We start from the raw sequence: 18,399 nt of genomic DNA on the forward strand, positions 1-18,399 counted from the left end.
TCTAGCCCTTGGTCCCTGCGTAGGTCCAAAGCCTGATCTGAAGGTGCGCCAGGAGGCGTTCGTCTGCGGATTGCAGGTCCAGTCCCGCCACTTCGCAGGCGCGGCGGAGCCTGTAGTGGACTGTGTTGCGGTGGACGGCGAGTTCCTCGGCGCAGCGGTTCACGTCGCCAAAGAACTCCAGGTAGGTCAGCAGCGTCAATGCGAATTCAGGGTAGCGGCTGCACAGCCGGGTGATTCCGGCGTGACGCAGGGTGGTCCGTGACTCCAGCAGCTCCAGCAACTCCCTGGTGAGGACCGTTGTTTCCACGTCGCTGTACGAGGCCACGCGAACCTGGGGAGTTGACTCCATGACTTTGAGGACGCTGCGCACGTGATCAAGGGTGGCGTGCAAGGCGTCCAGACGCGGAACGATGGGACCAACTGCTGCCTGCACTTGAAAGTGGAGGTGGGTGGTGGCGTCACGAACAATCGTGTTGACCAGCCTGTTGATGGCAGGAAGGGACTTTAGTGGGTCCAGGTCGGGAAGGATGATGGCCGTTTCCATCCCGAGTGCCCCGACCACTGCGCCTGGCCTGTACGCTGCAGCGTGAATTGATGCCACCTTGGAAAGTTCTCCCCTGCGGAGTTGGAGGCCAGCGGCGCTCTGGCTCAATCCGCCCGCGGAGATCAGGACCAGGGCTGCTGGTTTTGATGGATCAATCCCTGCGGACTGGGCCTGCGAATGCACCTGCGCCGTGCCGCTCAGGAGGCTCGAGACCCGGTCCTCGCGCATGGATTGGGACTGTTCGTTACGGTGCCGGACCAGTTCGATCGCTGCGTGGCGGGCGGCTCCCACCATGATCCGGTCCGTGTTGGCCGCCAAGGGTTCAGCACCTTCCTGCAACCAGATGTACCCCATCACACGGCTGCCGGCATGGATACCTATGGCTACGCGTTCCCGAAGACCCGCATCCACATTGGCTTCCACATGAACAGGCGCCTCAGTAGCCTGCAGGTGCTTGTAAACGCCTGATTCCTTGAGCAATTTCTGGTATTTCTCGGGCCCCCGCCGCGCCAGGATGGACAGCCTGCGGAGTTCATCAACGTCATTGGACGCCGGCGAGTAAGCAAGCACCTTATTGCCCGGATCTTCGATAACCACATGGCCGTTGGTTAGCGTGGCGGTTGTTTGGGCGATCGCAAACAGGTCCCGATGCACTGACGTGGCGCTTTCGCCGGGTACATCGCTGAAGCGGCCGTCGTTCTTGAGGACATCGTTTTCGCGGACCCTGTCCAGCGCAACGCTTTCGAACTTGTCCCACCGCAAGCCCGGAGCGACCGCCACCAGTCCAACGCCCGTGGGTCGCAGTAACTCAGCTGCGGCTTCCAACTCGCGTTCGTTGCCCTTTACCGCGACTGCCGTGGGACGGTCGGCAACAATCCTGCGAAGGGCCGGGAGCGCCGCGCGTCCCCGGGCGCCGATGAGCATGACCAATGCCCCCGGGCGGATCGCATCGTCGTCTTCGGCGTCAACAATGACTGTTTCGCGAACGTTTCTGTTGTCCTCTGCCGGAGCCAGCAGCAACCGTGCGTTGTGGACGCCCAGGTCTTCAAGGACATCGCTCAATAAGGTGACGACGCCGTCGTCGTCAATTTCCAGGGCTTTCAACGAAGCTATCGCTTCCTCTCCTCATCAGTTCACGGCAGCACGACGCTCCCTCGCCATTGAGGGGCTCCGCCGGTACATGTACGCAGGCACGCACAGCGAGAAACATTACCGGCCCTTCAGAACACCAGTGTTGTCCCCCCGGCACAAGAGCCGGGCCATGAATTTGGTTCGCCAGCCAATTTGTTGGCAACGGTGTCCACCTAGAGTTGGTGACTGTCCCAAACACCACAAAGAACTGCCTGCAGCGCGGCCAATTCCAGCCGTAGCCGGCCGGCAGTCCTGCCCCATGTTTTGGAGTATTGAGCCACCTGAAGTGGCACCGGAGTCAAAGGAGACCCCAGAAGTGATACCCACCCCTGCGTCTACAAGAACCCTTCCGTCCCCAACCGGCCTGGCCGTCGAGACGACGTCGAACGCTTTCGCCCAAGAGGAAGCCGGCTACCGGAAGACCCTCAAGCCCCGGCAGATCCAGATGATCGCCATCGGCGGTGCGATCGGTACCGGGCTCTTCATGGGCGCCGGCGGCCGCCTTAACGGATCCGGGCCGGCGCTGGTACTGGTCTACGCCGTATGCGGATTCTTTGCGTTCCTGATCCTCCGGGCACTGGGCGAGTTGGTGCTGTACCGTCCTACGTCGGGCTCGTTCGTTTCCTACGCCCGGGAGTTCTACGGCGAGAAGATGGCATACACCGCCGGTTGGCTCTACTTCCTGAACTGGGCCATGACCTCCATTGTGGACGTCACCGCGGTTGCCCTGTATGTGAAGTTCTGGGGCCAGTACTGGGCAGCCATCAACGACATCCCGCAGTGGCTGATCGCCCTGATCGCTTTGGTAGTGGTGCTCTCCTTGAACCTGGTGTCCGTGAAGATCTTCGGCGAGATGGAATTCTGGTTCGCTTTGATCAAGGTGGGCGCCCTGGTGGCATTCCTGGCGGTTGGCATCTGCTTCATCGTCTTTGGCGGCCGGACCGATGTGGGCGTCCCCGGGTTCAACGTCATTGCAGAGAACGGCGGCATGTTCCCCACCGGGGCTGTTGCGCCGCTCCTCGCCATCAGCGGTGTGGTGTTTGCCTATGCTGCCGTGGAACTTGTGGGAACCGCGGCCGGCGAAACTGCCAACCCGCACAAGGTGATGCCCAAAGCCGTGAACACCGTGGTGATCCGTATTGGAATCTTCTACGTAGGCTCGGTCCTGTTGCTTTCTCTCCTGCTTCCCTTCACGTCCTACAAATCGGGTGAGTCACCGTTTGTCACGTTCTTCTCGCACCTCGGGGATCCGCAGGCCGGAGCCATCTCCGCATCCGTGATGAACTTCGTGGTCCTCACCGCAGCGCTCTCCAGCCTCAACGCCGGCCTCTATTCCACCGGCCGTATCCTCCGCTCCATGGCGGTGAACGGCTCGGCTCCGCAGTTCACGGGACGGATCAGCGCGTCCGGCGTGCCCTATGGCGGCATCCTGCTCACGGCCATCATTACCTTGGTGGGTGTTGGATTGAACGCCGTCGTCCCGTCGCAGGTCTTTGAGATCGTGCTGGAAATCTCGGCGGTGGGCATCATCGGCGGCTGGGCCACCATCATGCTCTGCCACATCAAGCTCCAATCATGGGTGCGCAGCGGCAAAGTTGTCCGGCCGGCGTTCCGGCTGTTCGGAGCGCCATTCACCTCCTACCTCACTCTCGGATTCCTGGCGTTCGTGCTGGTCACCATGGGGTTCTCGGAGACGGGCCGCTGGGTGCTGGCTTCATTGCTGGTCCTGGCACCGCTGCTGGTGGCAGGTTGGTATGCCTATCGCGGCCGTATAAGCGCTGCCCGGACGTCCTAGATACATCTTGAGTTTGAAAGTGAAACACATGAGCAACCCTTCCCCATCCCTGAAAATCGGCACTCCCAGCCGGGCTTGGCGGTCCCGTGCCGATGCGTGGGAATTCCTGGGATACGCCCTCCGGCAGCTCGCGTCCGCCCGACACCGGGAGTCCGGCCTGCTGTCCCAGATCGACCGGACTCTTGCCCTCCTGATGTCGGTGGAACCGTATTGGGCGGAACCGGGAGTCGGCGCCGTGGCCCGGTTGCGCCAGTTGATCGACGACGGCGAACACGAGGCCGCGCTCCAGCTTCTGGGCGGTTTGTCCCACCTTCCGCTCGCCTCTTTGGGGGAAACTGCTGCGGCGCCGCGCGGTGAGGTGGTGGACGAGGAAGTTGTTGACCAGCCCGAGCCGGTTGAGCGGCCACGCTTTGAGGTAGTGGTGGTTGACACGGTCGACCTTGACGAAGCCGAAGCACTGAAGAACACCATGGCTGCGCAGCGGCGTCCTTCTGATGCTTTCACTTACACCGTCAACGTGGTTCCCAGCTACGAAGATGCTTTGGTCGCCGTCATGTTGAACCCCGCTATCCAAGCTGTTGTCCTTCGCCCGGGCTTCGCACTCCGCAGTTCACGTCTGCTGGGCAGCGACCTCCGACGCTTCCTGGCCCGGCATACCTCAGCCGACCTGCAGGAATCGCGGCCCATCAGGCGGATCCTTGGGCTGGCCGACGCTCTCTCAGCGCTTCGGCCCGAGCTGGACGTCTACCTGGTTGCAGGGGTCTCCATCGAATCGCTCGCGGGCTCCCTTACCAGGAAGTTCCGGCGGATCTTCCGCAGGCAGGATCATTTGGACCTGCATCTGTCTCTACTTTCCGGGGTGGCGGAACGCTACGAAACCCCGTTCTTTACCGCGCTGCAGGACTACAGCCGTCGCCCGGCCAGCGTCTTCCACGCCCTGCCGATTTCCAGGGGGGCTTCCGTCGGGAGTTCGCCCTGGATCCGGGACATGGCCGATTTTTATGGGATAAACCTGCTGTTGGCCGAAACCTCCGCCACCTCAGGCGGGCTGGACTCACTGCTCGATCCCCACGGATCCATCAAGCGGGCCCAGGAGCTGGCCGCCCGCGCGTTCGGGGCACAGCGAACCTACTTCGTCACCAACGGCACGTCCACGGCCAACAAGATCGTGCATCAATCGCTGCTTGCTCCCGGCGACGTTGTCTTGGTGGACCGCAACTGCCACAAGTCGCACCACTACGCCTTCGTACTCGCCGGTGCCCGCGTTTCGTACCTGGACGCCTACCCCTTGGACAAGTACGCCTTTTATGGCGCTGTGCCACTGGCGAGCCTGAAACGCAGGCTCCTGGAATACCGGCGGGCAGGCAGGCTCCATGAAGTGAAGATGGTGACCCTGACCAACTGCACTTTTGACGGTGTTGTCTACGACGTCGAAAGGGTCATGGAGGAATGCCTGGCCATCAAACCGGATTTGGTCTTCCTCTGGGACGAGGCGTGGTTTGCCTTCGCCCGCTCCCATCCCGTGTACCGCCGTCGAACCGGCATGGCAGCTGCTGCCGCTTTGGAGGCCTCGTTCCACAGCCCTGCCTACGCTGCCCGGTACGCCGAACAGGCCGCCGCCCTGCGCGACCCGGTCACCGGTGAACCCGTGGAGGACGACGCCTGGCTCACCACCCGGCTTATTCCTGATCCGGCGAAGGCGCGGATCCGGGTCTACGCCACGCAGTCCACGCATAAGACACTGACATCCTTGCGGCAGGGTTCAATGATCCACGTGTTTGACCAGGATTTCGCCGACTCCAACCAGGAGTCGTTCCGCGAGGCTTACATGACGCACACGTCCACCTCACCCAACTACCAGATTCTGGCCTCCTTGGATATCGGAAGACGACAGGTGGAACTGGAAGGATTCGGCCTGGTTCAGCGGCAATCCGACCTTGCGGTATCCGTGGCCCAGGCTGTTGCGAGGCACCCCCTGCTCAAGAAGTACTTCCGGGTGCTGACCTCGCGGGACCTCATCGGCGGGCAATACCGCGAAACCGGCTCCAGCATGCCGCTACGGGACGGGCTGGCTGAGCTGGAGGATGCCTGGCAGCGGGACGAGTTCGTCATCGATCCCAGCCGCCTCACACTGGACATCAGCAAAACAGGGATCGACGGCGATACTTTCCGTCACAGCTACCTCATGGACGATCACGGTATCCAGGTGAACAAAACGTCCCGGAACACTGTGCTGTTCATGACCAACATCGGCACCTCCCGCAGCTCCGTGGCCTACCTGATCGAGGTTCTGGTGAAGCTTGCCGAGAGTTTTGATAATCCACATCCTGCGGCGCGGCAGCGGACGATTCCCCCGGAGACCGATGCGCCCCGCCCGACTCCCCCGCTCCCCGACTTCAGCACGTTCGCCGCGCGCTTCCGCGTTGACGATGCCTGCGAGGACGGGGATATCCGGGCCGCGTACTTTGAGAGCTACAAGCCCGATTCCACTGTGTACCTGTCCGCAGCTGAGGTAGCTGCGGCGGTTTCCTCGAGACAGGAAGTGGTCTCGGCAGGTTTCGTCACGCCGTATCCCCCGGGCTTCCCCATCCTTGTCCCGGGCCAAGTCATTACACGGCAGACGCTCGAATTCATGGATGCCCTGGACACCCGCGAAATTCACGGGTTCGATCACGAACGAGGGTATCGGGTGTTCGTTGAGCCTGTATCGTTTTCGGCTGCCGGGCTGGCGGCGGTTGCTTCCTAGGGTTAGGTCACGGCCTGGGTCCCCATCCGAAGGCCGGAGCGATGTGCTTCGCGACGTTGCCCAACAGCTTGGCGTTGTAGTCCACGCCCAGCTGGTTGGGCACTGTGAGCAGGACAGTGTCGGCCGCCTGGACTGCGGCGTCCTTGGCCAGCTCCTCCGCCAGGGCGTCGGGCTCGCCGATGTAGCTCTTCCCAAAACGGGACAAAGCGCCGTCGAGAATTCCCACCTGGTCCTGGCTGTCAGCTTGGGCGCGGAGCCCGAAGTAGTGGTTGTCGACGTCGTCCACAAGGGGGATCACGCTGCGGCTCACGGAAATCCTGGGTTCAAAGTCGTGTCCGGCTGCTGCCCACGCCTCGCGGAACATCTGGATCTGCTCTGCCTGCAGTTCGTCGAAGGGCACACCCGTGTCCTCGGTGAGGAGAGTGGAACTCATGAGGTTCATGCCCTGCTCGGCTGCCCAGACGGCTGTTTTCCGTGTTCCAGCGCCCCACCAGATCCGCTGTGGCAGGCTTGGTGACTGAGGCTGTATAGGCAGCAAACCCGTGGCTCCGCCGGCGTAATGGGGATCCGCTTCGGCAACGCCGTGCCCGGCAATGGCTCTGCGGAACAGGGCTGTGTGCCGGCGGGCCATATCGCCGCCGTCCTCGCCGTCTTCAGGGACGTACCCGAAGTTCGCGGCACCGTTACGTGCTGGTTCGGGTGAACCACGGCTCACTCCGAGTTGCAGACGGCCGTCACTGATGAGGTCCGTGGCTGCTGCTTCTTCGGCCATGTACAGCGGGTTCTCGTAGCGCATGTCGATCACGCCGGTGCCCATTTCAATGCGCGTGGTTCGGGCTGCTATGGCTGCAAGCAACGGGAACGGCGAGGCCTGCTGCCGGGCAAAGTGGTGGACGCGGAAGAACGCACCGTCGATGCCCAGTTCCTCGGATGCAACAGCCAGCTCGATTGCCTGTTTCAGGGCTTCGCCAGCCGTGGGTACCAAGGAGCCCGGGACACGTGCCCAATGTCCGAAGGAAAGAAAACCGATCCGTTTGTTGTGCATGTTCGGGACAACACGTCGAGGGGTGCGGGAATTCCTCAATCAGCCCGTCGATAGTGCATGGCCACCGCGCCGTTGGTAAGCGGCTCCGTCGAAACCAGCTCCAGGCGTCGGGTGCCGGGCAGTCCGCCCTGATAAAGGGTGGGGCCGTGACCGGCGATCATGGGGTGGACGAGGAATTTGTACTCATCGATCAGACCTAATCGGTCCAGTTCCGTGGCAAGCTTGCCGCTGCCCACAAGCACCCCGTCGGGAGTCTTGTCTTTGAGTTCCTGCACGGCGGTGCGAAGGTCGCCCACGACGTGGTGGCTGTTGTTCCACTGGAAGTCGCTCCGCGTCGCTGACACGACGTACTTGGGCTTGGCCTCCAGCTTGATCGCCCACTCAAGCAAGGCTGGCGGCGCATCCACCTCGCGACGGGCAACCAACGGCCAATAGTCCTCCATCATTTCGTACGTAATGCGGCCCCAGAGCATGGCGCCGCTTTGGTCCAGAAGGCGGGTGAAGTGGGCGTGCGTCTCGTCGTCGGCGATGCCCTCCCGATGGTCGACGCAACCATCAAGCGTGACGTTGATGCTGAACGTTAGAAGGCCCATTCGACGATTCTAGGCTTCGACGGCAAATAGGCATAGAGTATGAATTTGTCGAAACGCATACCCACCCGGGGTATGCTCGTCCTGTCTCGATAGCGGTGAATGTAAGACGGAAGGAGGTGGTTGAGCATCGTGAAAAAGCCGATGTCCCTTCAAACTCCTGCGGCGGGTCTCGGGCCCCTTACCTACCTCGGGCGGGCCTCGCTGCTGCTTCTGGTGGCCGCCGTCCTGGCGGGCATCTTCGGAATGCACGTGGTCAGCGGATCTCATGGCGCCCACTCTGCGAACTTTGTGTCACCTGCCGTAGCTGCCGAATCTGCGCCCCACGTACACAACACCGTGCAGCTCCACGGGAGTTGGCCTGCTGACGCGGACAAGTGCGCGTCAGGAAGCTGCTCCTGCACCCGGGCAACCACCACCAACTGCATCCCTTCGCTACAAACAGGTTCCTTGGCCGCTCCTCCTCCGGCCGTTGCTGTCGGAGTAACCCCAGTCTCGCTGGAACTTCACAGTCTCCCCCGCTCCTGGTCCTACCAACCCCTGGGTCCTACACCCCTGCAGCTCTGTATCAGCCGTACGTAAGCACCGGCGCGGCCCGCGACAAGCGGGGCGCTTATCCCATCACCATCTGCTTACCCCTCGGCGGCTGACAAACGGCCGCCTAAATTGGCAAAGGACCCTTTTCTGATGAACAGGACTCACTTCACTTTTACCGGAGCCGCTATCGCTAGCCTGATTGCGCTGGCCGGTTGTGCCCCCAACTCCGGATCCGGTTCCATGCCGGGCATGGACCACGGAGGTTCCAGCACTTCCGTCAGCCCTTCAGCGAACAGCAGCGACGCCGGGCACAACGCAGCAGACACGATGTTCGCCCGGATGATGATTCCCCATCACGCGCAGGCGGTGGAGATGTCCGACGCCATGCTGGCGAAGGCTGACATTCCGCCCGCAGTAACCGCCTTGGCCGTCAGGATCAAAGAGGCTCAGGCACCCGAGATCGAGAAGATGACGGCTTGGCTCAAGAGCTGGAACGAGGATGCCACCATGCCTGCGGACGGCCATGACGGTCACAGCATGGACGGCATGCTGAGCTACGCCGACCTCCAAAAACTCAAGGATGCCCAGGGCGTGGAAGCGGCAAAGCTCTTCCTGACCCAGATGATCGCGCATCATGAAGGCGCCGTCAGCATGGCCAAAACCGAGACCGGCCAAGGCAAGAACCCCGAGGCCGTTCAGCTTGGCAAGGACATCATCGCCGCCCAGGAAGCGGAGATTCGGGAAATGCAGGACCTCCTGGCCGGACTCTAGCCGCACGGTGTGGTGATGCAAAGGCCCGACGGCGGGAGGTCGCCGTCGGGCCTTTGCCGTTGGGTCTGTCGGCGGTCTGCTCAGAAAGCTCTACCCTGGCGCCGATCTTGGTGGCAGTGAGTTCCTTGAGGGTGATCTCTGATCCTCTGGCCGTCAACACGAGACCATGGGGTGCCAGCGCGGGCGCAAACAGGTGCGAGACTCGACGTCGGGTGGTCGCCGGGACTTAGCGGCTGCTGCCCGCCAGCAAACCCCGGCGTTGCAGCAAACGCTTCTCGATGGGCCCGAACACCAGGATCTCGATCAGAATGCCCACGAACAGGATCAACAGGATCGCGGACATCACGATAGTCATGTCGGAAAGGAGACGGCCTTGGTCCAGCAACGAGCCAAGTCCGAAACCAATGGTGCCGCCCACGGCGATGATTTCCGCGGCCATGAGTGAGCGCCAGGAGAAGGCCCAGCCCTGCTTCAAACCGCCGATGTAGCCCGGAAGCGCGGCGGGCAGGACGATCTGCAGCGCCATCTGGAGCCGGTTCGCGCCAAGGACTGTGCCCACGCTGCGGTACTGGGGCGGGATCTGGTCTACGCCGGAAATGAGCCCGTTGATGATGGACGGGATGGCACCCATGAACACTACAAAGTACACAGTGGCGTCGGTCAGGCCGAACCAGATGATCGCTGCGGGAACCCAAGCCACGGAAGGGAGCACCTGCAACCCGGAAATGAGTGGCCCGAACGCACGACGCAACGGAGCCACCTGAGCCAGGATCAACCCCACTGGAGTAGCGATGACCACCGAAATCAGGAAGCCGACCACACCACGCTGCAGTGATGTCCACACTGCTTCCTGGACTTTGCCCTCACCCCACATCGTCACGAACTGGGTGAGGACATCAAGCGGCCCGGGCACGAGGTCGCGCCGCTTGAACTCAAGCGAAACGTAGAACTGCCACGCGAGGATCAGGACCACCAGCGCGGCAACGGGCAGCAGCACCCGTTTCCAGTCGATACCGGTCTTGCGGCGGCTGTCCGACTGGAGGTTGTCCAGCCCGGCTTCAAGGTCCCGAAGCTCGGAGGCGTTGCCCTTCAGCGACGGCGAAGTGATGTGCTCTTTGGATTCAGTCACGGGAAGGGTCCGCTCTTCGGTGGTGATGGGGTTACTTGGCATGGCGGCGGATCTCCTCGCGAAGACGGCGGGTAATAACTCCGGTCAGCTCCCCGGCGGCACCGGCATCGGTACGATGCTCCTCGGTGACATCCCATTCAGCCACCACACGGCCGGGACGCGAGGACAACAGCAGTACGCGCTGACCCAGACGGACGGCCTCGCGCACGTTGTGGGTAACGAACACGATGGTCCGACCCGTTTCCTTCCAAATCCGCTCGAGCTCGTCGTGCAGAAGATCGCGGGTGATCGCATCGAGGGCGGCAAACGGCTCGTCCATCAACAGCAGCTGCCGGTCCTGAGCCAAGGAACGGGCCAATGCAACGCGCTGCCTCATACCACCGGACAGTTCGTGGGGACGCTTATCCCCCGCCCCGCCAAGGTGCACGAGTTCCAGCAGTTCGGTGGCGCGGGCACGGCGGCTCCCCTTCGTGCTTGACTTGTCCGCCAACTGCAACGCCAACTCGATGTTGCCGCGCGCCGTCAGCCACGGGAACAGTGCTGCGTCCTGGAACATGAAGGCGGCGCCGTCGCTGGGTACTTCAAGAGCGCCCGACGTCGGCGGTTCCAGTCCCGCCATGATGTTCAGCAGGGTGGACTTTCCGCAGCCGGACGCACCGAGGAGGGCGACGAACTCGCCTTGGGCGATGGTGGCGTTGACGTCGTCCAGCACCGGGGCGCCGTCGCCGAAGCGCTTACCCAGGTTCTCGAGTACGACTGGCATGGTCCCGTCCTTCATGTTGATTGGTAGAGCTGATGTGGCCAAAGGCCGGTCCGCTTCCCCGTAGAGGGGAAGCGGACCAGCCTGTTACTGCTTAGTCCTGGCCCAGACCTGCGGCGGAGGTCTTCTTGCCTTCAACCTCGTTCAGGGTGCGGAGGTCGAAGATGCCGTTGATGTCGGCCTGCTTGGTGGTGCCTGCCTTGACGCCGTCTTCGAGGAGCTTGTTGTAGGTTCCTGCCAGCGGGTCGGTGGTGAACTTGATGTTCTGCAGCGCCCGTTCAATCACGTTCGCCGGAAGCGGCTTGCCGGCCGTGTCCTTGAGGACCGCGTTGATGGTGGTCGCCTTCTCCTCAGCAGAAGCCGAGTTGAGCCAGTTCACGGACTCGACGTGGCCCTTCAGGAGCGCCTTCACGGTTTCCGGGTGTTCTGCGGCGAACTTCTTGTTCACGATCAGGATGGTGGTGGTGAAGTCACCGTTTTCCCACAGGTCCTTCTCGTCCACCAGGACCTTCGCACCGGCTTCGAGCACCAGGCGGGAGGCCCAAGGCTCCGGCAACCACGCGCCGTCGAGCTTTCCGTCGGTGAAGAGCTTCAGCGACTGGGCGTTTTCGGTGGGGTTGATGTTCACGTCGCCGCTGCCGTCGGTGTTGGTCTTGAAGCCCTGGTCACCGAGCCAGGCGCGGAGGGCCACGTCCTGGGTTCCACCAAGCTGCGGGGAGCTGAGGATCTTGCCTTTGAGGTCGGCCGCGGAGTTGATCTCGGGCTTGACCACGAGCTGGGCACCGCCGGAAGCTGCACCGGCGATGATGCTGATGGACTCGCCGTTGCTCTTGACGTAGGAGTTGATGGCCGGGTTCGGGCCGATGTACGTGGCGTCGATGGCGCCGGCGTTCAGGGCTTCAATCGCGGCGGGGCCGGCGTTGAAGACCTGGGTGCTGAGCTTGGTATCGCCCAGTTCCTTCGCGATCAGGCCCTTGCTGGTACCTACCAGCGCCGGACCGTGGGTCACGTTGCTGAAGTAACCGAGCTTGAGTTCAGCGGCCGGTGACGTGGTGGGCGCCGGGGCGGCCTGGTTGTTCTGCGAAACAGCGGAAGCGACAGCGGCGCCTGCACCGATCAGCAACACCAGGCCGACGGCCAGGGCGATCTCTACCGTGCGGCGACGCTTGGGCTTGGGCGCGGTCTCACCAGCGACGATGCGGGTGGTGCCTTTGTTGGGCGACTCGGGAGTGTTCGACATGAGGGTGGGTCCTTAGGAGATGTGGGATGTGAGGGGGCGAAGATCAGGCCCCGCGACATCGCCCGTCGAGGGCAAGCAAGGACCATTCCGGAGAGGTCATGCCTTCACAGTAGGGACTGTCATATTTCGGCTTCAATCCCGTAGAAATCAAGGTTCACGCGGGTTCACGTGGCGTCATATTCGCTGCAAGGCCTTCAATGTCGCGCGGAGTTGTGCGGCAGCAGCCACCGATGAGACGGGCGCCCCGGTCCTGCCATTCAGCAGCGTTGCCGGCCAAGGTTCCGTTGCCCCGAACGCCTTCCGACGGACCCCATGTTTTGGTTACGGCATCATAGGTCTCCCCCGAATTCGGGTAGGCGACCAGCGGCTTGTTCGAGGCCTGATGCAAGGTGCCAAGCGCGTCCGTCACCAGCTCCAGCGGAACACAATTGAAGCCGACGGCGGCCACCCGCGGTTCCGCGCTGAGCAGGGCAGCCACGTCCGCTATCGGCGTTCCGTCACTGATGTGCCCGCTGTCCCGCAGCGTGAAAGTAAACCAGGATTCGACGTCGAACTCCGCTACGAGCGCCAACAGCGCCTCCGCTTCGGCGTACGACGGCAGCGTCTCGCACGCCAGGAAATCCGCGCCGGCTTCCACGAGAGCGGCAATGCGGGGCAGGTGGAAGTCCCGGAACTCCGCGGCGGAAAGCGTGTAATCGCCCCGATACTCAGAGCCGTCAGCGAGGTACGCGCCGTAGGGACCCACGGATCCGGCCACCAAAAGCGGCCGACGCGCAGAGCCCTTCGCCAAGGCTTCCTGGCGGGCTTCATCGGCCAACCGGACACTCAACGCCACCAGTTCCAAGGACTCATCAACCGATAACCCACGCCGCGCAAATCCCTGTGGCGTCGCTTGGTAGCTGGCCGTAATGGCAACGGAGGCACCGGCGTCGAAGTAGTCACGGTGCACCTGCTTGATCAGGTGCGGTTGCTCCAGCAGGACCTTGGCCGACCACAATGCGTCCTCCAAGTTGCAGCCGTGAGCCTCCAGTTCCGTGGCCAAGGCGCCGTCCAGGACCAAGTCCCTACCGGAGGCCAAATAAGTGCTGAGCGTGGTGTTCTGAGGCATGGGTCCTTCCCAAAAAGAAAACCGCAGCCTGTTCGAAATTCCCGCCGTACAACGTGAGGAGTCGCGAACAAGCTGCGGTTTTGTGACGACGTATGACCCTAGATGACGTAACGTTCGTCTTCGTGGTCGCCCGGGTGGTCCTTGACCAAACCGGCGGCAAGGGTGTTGCCGTCGATGGGGTCGATCACCAGGAACGCGCCGGTGCGGCGGTGGTGCAGGTAGTTCTCCAGCGGCAACGGAGCGGACAGCCGGAGCTGCGCGTGTCCGATGTCGTTGAGTTCGAGGTTGGACGCCGGCTCCACGTTGAACGTGGCCAGGTCCAACTTGCCGGTGACGTTGCGGACCAAGGCTTGGACCGTGCGCGTACCGTGCTTCACCAAGACCTTCTGGCCTTCACGCAGCGGCTTGGGAGAGAGCCATGCCAGCGACGCGTACAGGTCGGCAGTGCTTTCGCGGACCGTACCGGCAGCGGCAATGGTGTCACCACGGGCGATGTCGATTTCGTCGGCCAACCGGATAGCCACTGATTGCGGTGCAGCAGCCTCCTCCAGCGACTGTCCGGCGAAGTCGATGCCGATCACCGTGGTGGTGCGCGGCTCATGGCCCGGGCTGATGACGGAAACCTCGTCGCCGAGCTTCACCGAGCCCTCAGTGATCTGGCCGGCGTAAGCACGGTAATCGCGGTAGGCCTCCACATCGAGCCCGGCAGCAACAGCATCCGGAGCCAAGGCACCCTGGGGACGGATCACCAGCTGAACCGGGAAGCGGAAGCTCTCCAGTTCGGCTTCGAGCTCATCAGCAGCCGGGAGGGTTTCGAGAACCTCAAGCAGCGCAGGACCGGTGTACCAAGGAGTGCGCTCCGAGCGGTCCACCACGTTGTCGCCGTCAAGGGCCGAAACGGGAACCACCAGAAGATCAGCAACGCCATCGGAACCCAGACCAAGCTCACGCGCAACCTTCTGCACGTCGGCTTCGATGTCGCGGAACACCTGCTCGCTGAAGTCCACCAGGTCGATCTTGTTCACAGCCACAATCACGTGGGCAACGCGCAGGAGCTGCAACACGGACAAGTGCCGGCGGGTCTGCTCCAGCACACCCTTGCGGGCGTCAATAAGTACGACGACGGCATCAGCAGTGGACGCGCCGGTCACCGTGTTCTTGGTGTACTGAACGTGGCCGGGGCAGTCAGCCAGGATGAAGCTGCGGCGGTCGGTGGCGAAGTAGCGGTAAGCGACATCGATGGTGATGCCCTGCTCGCGCTCGGCACGCAGTCCGTCGGTCAGGAGGGCTAGGTCAATCCCGCCCTTTTCTCCGCCGAAGCCGCGGTCTGCGGAGGTGCGGGCAACGGCGTCGAGCGTGTCAGCAAGAATCGCCTTGGAATCGTGAAGGAGGCGGCCCACCAAAGTGGACTTGCCGTCGTCCACCGATCCCGCGGTAGCGAAACGGAAAAGGGTTGTGGGCAGGGCTGTTTCCAGCCCGGAAGCGAGTGTTTCGGTGCTCATTTAGAAGTAGCCGTCCTTCTTGCGGTCTTCCATGGCTGCCTCGGAGATGCGGTCATCTGCTCGGGTGGCGCCACGTTCGGTCAGGGTGGAGGCAGCGACTTCAACAACGACGTCGGCCACGGTGCGGGCGTCGGACTCGACGGCACCGGTGCAGGACATATCGCCCACAGTGCGGTAGCGCACCAGCTTGGTGATGACGTCCTCGTTGGGCAGCGGCTGGGAAACCTCGCCCACAGCACGCCACATACCGTCGCGAGCGAAGACTTCGCGCTCGTGGGCGTAGTACAGGCTGGGGAGCTCGATGTTCTCGCGCTCGATGTAGCGCCAGATGTCCAGCTCGGTCCAGTTGCTGATGGGGAACGCACGGACGTGCTGGCCCACCGTGTGGCGGCCGTTGTACAGGTTCCACAACTCGGGGCGCTGGTTGCGCGGATCCCACTGGCCGAACTCGTCGCGCAGGCTGAGGATCCGCTCCTTGGCGCGGGCCTTGTCCTCATCACGGCGGCCCCCACCGAACACGGCGTCGAACTTGTTGCGCTGGATGGCGTCCAACAGCGGGACGGTCTGCAGCGGATTGCGGGTACCGTCGGCACGCTCGGCCAGTTCGCCGCGGTCGATGAACTCCTGTACGGAACCGACAACGAGCTTCAGGCCAAGGCGCTCAACCGTGCGGTCGCGGAAGTCGATGACCTCCGGGAAGTTGTGGCCCGTGTCCACGTGCAGGACGGGGAAGGGAACCTTGCCCGGCCAGAACGCTTTGGTAGCCAGGTGCAGCATGACCACGGAATCCTTGCCGCCGGAGAACAGCAGCGCAGGCTTCTCGAACTCGGCAACAACCTCACGGATGATGTGGATCGCTTCGGACTCAAGGGTGTCCAGTGAGCTCAGGCGCTCAGCTGAGGGGGCGTCGACTGCCGCTGCAACTTCCACCGTGGACTCCTCTGTTGTGTACGTGCTCATGTGTGTAGTCCGCATTCTGTCTTGTCGGATCCTGCCCAGCGGCCGGCGCGGGGGTCTTCACCCGGGGCCACTTTGCGGGTGCAGGGCTGGCAGCCGATGGACGGGTAGCCCTGGCTCAGGAGGGGGTTGACGGGAAGGATGTTGTCCTCGGAGTACTCGATCAACTGATCGAAGGTCCAGTCGACCATCGGGTTCACCTTGACCAGGCCGAAACCCTCGTCCCAGGTGATCACCGGCGTGTTGGTGCGGGTGGGACCCTCGTCACGGCGGACACCGGTAAACCACACCTCATAGCCGGCAAGCGAGCGGCGCAGTGGCTGCACCTTTCGCAGCGCGCAGCACTGTGCGGGGTCCCGGGCGAACAGGTCTTTGCCGAGCAAGCGATCCTGCTGTTCCACGGTGGTCTCCGGAAGAACGTCCACCACGTTGACGCGCAGGTTCGCTGCGACTTCGTCGCGCGTCTCGTAAGTTTCCTTGAAGTGGTAGCCAGTCTCCAGGAACAAGACGTCGACGCCGGGAAGCTGGTCCGCGACCAAAGCCGGCAGGACGGCGTCGGCCATGGAGCAGGCGACCGTTACCGTGGGCAGCTCGAAGTTGCGGGCCACCCAGGCGATGACATCGCGAGCCGGGGCGTTCCAGCCGAGCTCAGCGGCGCCTTGCTCTGCCAAGGCCTTGAGCTCTTCATGGGAGCGCAGCGCCGGGCGGGCTGCTGCACTCGCGAGGTTGGTTATGGTGACGGGATCTGTCATTGGAGATCTCCTTCATCTGCCGAGTGCGCCCACTCCGCGAAGGTCTGGCCCTCGGCGCCCACGGCGACGAACTTGCGGACCACACGCTCCACGTAATCGGGCAGGTCTTCCACCGTGACCTTGAGGCCGCGGACGGTCCGACCCAAACCGGCTTCCTCGCGCTCGTTGTTAGCCAGCCCGCCACCAAGGTGGACCTGGAAACCCGGGGTGGGGTCGCCGTCGGGCGTTGGCAACATCATGCCCTTCAGGCCGATATCGGCCGTCTGGATACGTGCGCAGGAGTTCGGGCAGCCGTTGATGTGGAGGGACAGTGCCGAGGGCAGCTGCTTGGTTTCCACGAGGTCGGCCAAACGGCGCTCCAGCTCAGCGATGGCCGTAGCTGCCGTGACCTTGGTTTCGACGATGGCCAGCTTGCAGAACTCGATGCCCGTGCAAGCGATGGTGCCACGGCGGAACACGGACGGACGGGCGGAAAGGCCCAACGTGTCCAGCTCTGCGATGAGCGGCTCAACCTGCTCCTTGGCCACGTCCAGGATGACCAGCTTCTGGTGAGGAGTAGTGCGGAGCCGGTAGCTGCCGTGCTTCTCCAAGGTGTCCGCCAGGCTGACAAGTGCCTCGCCGGACGTGCGGCCCACAGTGGGAGTCACGCCGATGAAGAACTTCCCGTCCTTCTGCTCGTGAACGCCGATGTGATCGCCGGGAGCTGTGGGCTTGGGAGCGGCAGGGCCGTCGGGAAGCTTGAAGCCGAGGTACTCGTCCTCGAGGATCTGGCGGAACTTGGCAGGGCCCCAGTCATTCATGAGGAACTTCAGGCGGGCCTTGGTGCGCATGCGGCGGTAACCGTAGTCGCGGAAGATGCTGGTGACGCCCAGCCATACCTCAGCGGCAACGTCAGCCGACACGAACACGCCAAGGCGTTCGGCCAGGCGCGGGTTGGTGGACAAGCCGCCGCCAACCCAGAGATCGTAGCCGACGCCGAGTTCGGGGTGGACGACGCCCACCAGGGCGAAGTCGTTGATCTCGTGCACCACGTCCTGGGACGGGTGGCCCGTGATGGCGGTCTTGTATTTGCGCGGCAGGTTGGCCAACTCGGGGTCGCCGATGAAACGTTCGGCGAGCTCGTGGATGAGCGGCGTGGGATCGATGATCTCGTCCTTGGCGATGCCCGCAACCGGGGAACCGAGGATGACACGGGGAACGTCGCCGCAGGCCTCGGTGGTGGAAAGGCCAATGCCTTCAAGGCGGCGCCAGATCTCCGGCACATCCTCAACGCGGATCCAGTGCAGCTGGATGTTCTGGCGATCCGTGAGGTCGGCCGAGCCGCGGGCGAAGTCCACGGAAATCTGCCCGATGACGCGAAGCTGCTCTGTGGTCAGCGCTCCGCCGTCGATTCGAACGCGCAGCATGAAGTACTTGTCTTCGAGCTCGTGCGGTTCAAGCGTTGCCGTCTTGCCGCCGTCGATCCCGGGCTTGCGCTGGGTGTAGAGGCCCCACCACCGGAAGCGGCCGTGAAGGTCAGTCCCGTCGATCGAATCGAAGCCCTCTTTGGAGTAGACAGACTCAATCCGCTCACGGACGTTCAGCCCGTTGTCTTCCTGCTTCCAGGTTTCGTTGGCATTGAGTGGGGCGGTGCCGTCAACCTTCCACTGGCCGTGGGGCTTGGCGGCAGGGCGGTTGCGCGCCGGACGCGAGGGGACTGCGGTGTCCGAGGACGCACCGGCTACAGCTGTATCTGTCATACATCGACTGTAGGTCTGGCCAGTTTTCGCCAGCAAAGGTCCGGAAACGCGAA

15 protein-coding genes are annotated in these 18,399 nt (G+C 63.0%); 4 read left to right on the forward strand and 11 right to left on the reverse strand.

The genetic code is table 11. The features are described 5' to 3' along the window. Position 1: 1 nt before the first annotated feature. A complete protein-coding gene (locus A477_RS0100775) occupies positions 2-1,648 on the reverse strand; it encodes a PucR family transcriptional regulator (protein WP_017197139.1) in 1,647 nt (548 codons plus the stop codon). 346 nt (positions 1,649-1,994) lie between these two features. On the opposite strand from A477_RS0100775, the gene A477_RS0100780 reads away from it, so the two are divergent. After that, positions 1,995-3,470, forward strand: a complete 1,476-nt coding sequence (locus A477_RS0100780) for an amino acid permease (protein WP_502685496.1) — start codon at positions 1,995-1,997, stop codon at positions 3,468-3,470. A 28-nt stretch (positions 3,471-3,498) separates the two neighbouring features. Further along, positions 3,499-6,216, forward strand: a complete 2,718-nt coding sequence (locus tag A477_RS0100785) for an aminotransferase class I/II-fold pyridoxal phosphate-dependent enzyme (protein WP_017197141.1) — start codon at positions 3,499-3,501, stop codon at positions 6,214-6,216. Positions 6,217-6,223: 7 nt separating this feature from the next. Here the strand turns inward: A477_RS0100785 and A477_RS0100790 are convergent, their stop codons facing one another. Beyond that, positions 6,224-7,261 carry an LLM class flavin-dependent oxidoreductase gene (locus A477_RS0100790; RefSeq protein ID WP_017197142.1) on the reverse strand — a complete coding sequence of 346 codons (1,038 nt, stop codon included), beginning with the start codon at positions 7,259-7,261 and terminating at the stop codon, positions 6,224-6,226. A gap of 35 nt (positions 7,262-7,296) precedes the next feature. After that, a complete protein-coding gene (locus A477_RS0100795) occupies positions 7,297-7,854 on the reverse strand; it encodes a dihydrofolate reductase family protein (RefSeq protein ID WP_017197143.1) in 558 nt (185 codons plus the stop codon). Positions 7,855-7,974: 120 nt separating this feature from the next. Here A477_RS0100795 and A477_RS21855 point away from each other — a divergent pair, with 120 nt between their 5' ends. Further along, positions 7,975-8,433, forward strand: coding sequence for a hypothetical protein (locus tag A477_RS21855; protein WP_157367007.1), 459 nt, complete (start codon positions 7,975-7,977; stop codon positions 8,431-8,433). Positions 8,434-8,538: 105 nt separating this feature from the next. Beyond that, complete coding sequence (locus A477_RS0100800; protein ID WP_026005261.1) at positions 8,539-9,159, forward strand: DUF305 domain-containing protein; 621 nt, start codon at positions 8,539-8,541, stop codon at positions 9,157-9,159. A 226-nt stretch (positions 9,160-9,385) separates the two neighbouring features. Here A477_RS0100800 and A477_RS0100805 read toward each other — a convergent pair whose 3' ends face one another. The 8 genes from A477_RS0100805 to A477_RS0100840 form a co-directional block, all read right to left on the reverse strand. Continuing rightward, positions 9,386-10,330 (reverse strand): ABC transporter permease, encoded by a 945-nt coding sequence (locus A477_RS0100805; RefSeq protein WP_017197146.1) that lies wholly within the window; start codon positions 10,328-10,330, stop codon positions 9,386-9,388. Next, complete coding sequence (locus A477_RS0100810; RefSeq protein ID WP_017197147.1) at positions 10,320-11,051, reverse strand: ABC transporter ATP-binding protein; 732 nt, start codon at positions 11,049-11,051, stop codon at positions 10,320-10,322. Before A477_RS0100810 ends, A477_RS0100805 begins: the two co-directional genes overlap by 11 nt. Positions 11,052-11,142: 91 nt before the next feature. Further along, positions 11,143-12,288, reverse strand: coding sequence for an ABC transporter substrate-binding protein (locus A477_RS0100815; protein WP_017197148.1), 1,146 nt, complete (start codon positions 12,286-12,288; stop codon positions 11,143-11,145). A gap of 154 nt (positions 12,289-12,442) precedes the next feature. Continuing rightward, on the reverse strand, positions 12,443-13,396 hold the full coding sequence (gene mmuM, locus A477_RS0100820) for a homocysteine S-methyltransferase (protein WP_017197149.1): 954 nt from the start codon (positions 13,394-13,396) through the stop codon (positions 12,443-12,445). A gap of 98 nt (positions 13,397-13,494) precedes the next feature. Next, positions 13,495-14,898: a sulfate adenylyltransferase subunit 1 gene (locus tag A477_RS0100825; RefSeq protein WP_017197150.1), complete on the reverse strand. Its 1,404-nt coding sequence runs from the start codon at positions 14,896-14,898 to the stop codon at positions 13,495-13,497. Beyond that, the gene (gene cysD, locus A477_RS0100830) at positions 14,899-15,858 is read right to left on the reverse strand and encodes a sulfate adenylyltransferase subunit CysD (protein WP_014922478.1); all 960 of its coding nucleotides are present in this window, start codon (positions 15,856-15,858) and stop codon (positions 14,899-14,901) included. Further along, positions 15,855-16,607, reverse strand: a complete 753-nt coding sequence (locus tag A477_RS0100835; protein WP_017197151.1) for a phosphoadenylyl-sulfate reductase — start codon at positions 16,605-16,607, stop codon at positions 15,855-15,857. The genes cysD and A477_RS0100835 overlap by 4 nt, the downstream gene beginning before the upstream one ends. Next, positions 16,604-18,346, reverse strand: coding sequence for a nitrite/sulfite reductase (locus A477_RS0100840; RefSeq protein ID WP_017197152.1), 1,743 nt, complete (start codon positions 18,344-18,346; stop codon positions 16,604-16,606). The genes A477_RS0100835 and A477_RS0100840 overlap by 4 nt, the downstream gene beginning before the upstream one ends. Positions 18,347-18,399: the final 53 nt, after the last annotated feature.

The organism is Arthrobacter sp. M2012083 (assembly GCF_000281065.1).
Classification (GTDB): Bacteria; Actinomycetota; Actinomycetes; order Actinomycetales; family Micrococcaceae; genus Arthrobacter.

Coding starts and splice junctions, on each gene's coding strand:
- A477_RS0100785 (WP_017197141.1), top strand. CDS start 3,499: ATGAGCAACCCTTCCCCATCCCTGAAAATCGGCACTCCCAGCCGGGCT.
- A477_RS0100790 (WP_017197142.1), bottom strand. CDS start 7,261: ATGCACAACAAACGGATCGGTTTTCTTTCCTTCGGACATTGGGCACGT.
- A477_RS0100795 (WP_017197143.1), bottom strand. CDS start 7,854: ATGGGCCTTCTAACGTTCAGCATCAACGTCACGCTTGATGGTTGCGTC.
- A477_RS0100800 (WP_026005261.1), top strand. CDS start 8,539: ATGAACAGGACTCACTTCACTTTTACCGGAGCCGCTATCGCTAGCCTG.
- A477_RS0100805 (WP_017197146.1), bottom strand. CDS start 10,330: ATGCCAAGTAACCCCATCACCACCGAAGAGCGGACCCTTCCCGTGACT.
- A477_RS0100810 (WP_017197147.1), bottom strand. CDS start 11,051: ATGCCAGTCGTACTCGAGAACCTGGGTAAGCGCTTCGGCGACGGCGCC.
- A477_RS0100815 (WP_017197148.1), bottom strand. CDS start 12,288: ATGTCGAACACTCCCGAGTCGCCCAACAAAGGCACCACCCGCATCGTC.
- mmuM (WP_017197149.1), bottom strand. CDS start 13,396: ATGCCTCAGAACACCACGCTCAGCACTTATTTGGCCTCCGGTAGGGAC.
- A477_RS0100825 (WP_017197150.1), bottom strand. CDS start 14,898: ATGAGCACCGAAACACTCGCTTCCGGGCTGGAAACAGCCCTGCCCACA.
- cysD (WP_014922478.1), bottom strand. CDS start 15,858: ATGAGCACGTACACAACAGAGGAGTCCACGGTGGAAGTTGCAGCGGCA.
- A477_RS0100835 (WP_017197151.1), bottom strand. CDS start 16,607: ATGACAGATCCCGTCACCATAACCAACCTCGCGAGTGCAGCAGCCCGC.
- A477_RS0100840 (WP_017197152.1), bottom strand. CDS start 18,346: ATGACAGATACAGCTGTAGCCGGTGCGTCCTCGGACACCGCAGTCCCC.